The 1222-nt window shown below is 64.9% G+C and carries 1 pseudogene; it reads right to left on the bottom strand.

The annotated features are described in order from the left end of the window. Positions 1-100: 100 nt before the first annotated feature. Positions 101-986 (bottom strand): annotated as a pseudogene (locus CIW48_RS32840) (IS5 family transposase); the annotation flags it as partial. Between the last annotated feature and the right edge of the window lie 236 nt (positions 987-1222).

Genomic DNA, 1222 nt, shown 5'->3' with positions numbered 1-1222 from the left:
GCCCCATCCCACGAAGGAATCAGCGAAATCCAAACTCTGCAAGAGGGGAACGCCCGCACGATGCGAGCCGCAGTCGCCGGATACCCCCTGGGTAATTACTCTTGCGATGGATGCGGGAGCGGAAGCCGTTGCCCGCCAAGTGTGCCTCGTTGGCCTTCGAGCGGTAGGCCGTGTCGGCCCAGACGTCGCCGGCGGTGTTGGTCTTCGAGAGGAGACCTGGCAGTTGCGCCCCGTCGTGGCGGGCCGCGTCGGTGGCGGTCCAGGTTCGGATCAGCCCGTGGCGACGATCGATGCCGATGTGGTTGATCGATGCCGATGTGGTTCTTGTAGCCGAAGGCCGGCACGGCAATGTCCACGCGCTTCGCCCCGTCCTCGGACGGCTTGGCCTTCGACCATTTGATCGTCCAGCGCGCGTCGCGGCCCTTCTGGGCGAGCTTGGCCGGCTTGGCCTTCCAGGCGTCGGGCACACGGCCGGCCTTCAGCTCCGCCTTCTCGGCTTCCGTGTTGCGCTGCTTGGGCGCGGCTACCACCGTGGCGTCGACGATCTGCCCGCCCATCTCCAGGAAGCCGGCCTGCCTCAGGGCCGCCTCGTAGGCCGCGAACAGCACTGCGATGGCCGGCTTCCCCGCAATCTCGGCCCGGGTGAGCGCCTCGCGGAACGTCCAGATCGTGTTGGCGTCGGGCACCGAGTCGGACAGCCCGAGCCCGAGGAAGCGCATGAACGACAGCCGGTCCTTGATCAGGAACTCCGTGCGCTCGTCCGACAGCGAGTGGCTGGCCTGGAGGATCAGCACCTTGAACATGAACACGAGATCGAACGGTGGGCGACCGCCCTGCGACCCGGCTGAGCGGGGCACGGCACGGGCGAGGTCATCCCGGAACAGCTCGAAATCAACGATGCGGTTCAGCCGCTCTAGCGCGTCGCCCTTGGCCGAGAGATCCTTCAGACGCTCATCCACGTCGAAAAAACCGGGCTGACCGCGCATCACAGCACCTCACAGGCCGACGACGCCATCACGCCACGAAACCCTTCAAACCGCGAGGTTCTTGGAGGTGTCCAACTGGCAGCGAAAGGTTTGGTCTAAGGCGGCTGAGATTAAAACCTGCAGACCTCGAATGGCTTAGCCATCGGAATTAGGCCCGGTCGATCAGATGCTCTCGTCCCTCGGCGAATGGCCGAACAACGCCTTAAAGGCGCGACTAAAGGCTGCCTCCGACTCAT

Source organism: Methylobacterium sp. P1-11, from assembly GCF_008329595.1.
Lineage (GTDB): Bacteria > Pseudomonadota > Alphaproteobacteria > Rhizobiales > Beijerinckiaceae > Methylobacterium.
Note: the sequence above shows the minus strand (reverse complement) of the source record. Positions and strands in the feature narration are given on the sequence as shown.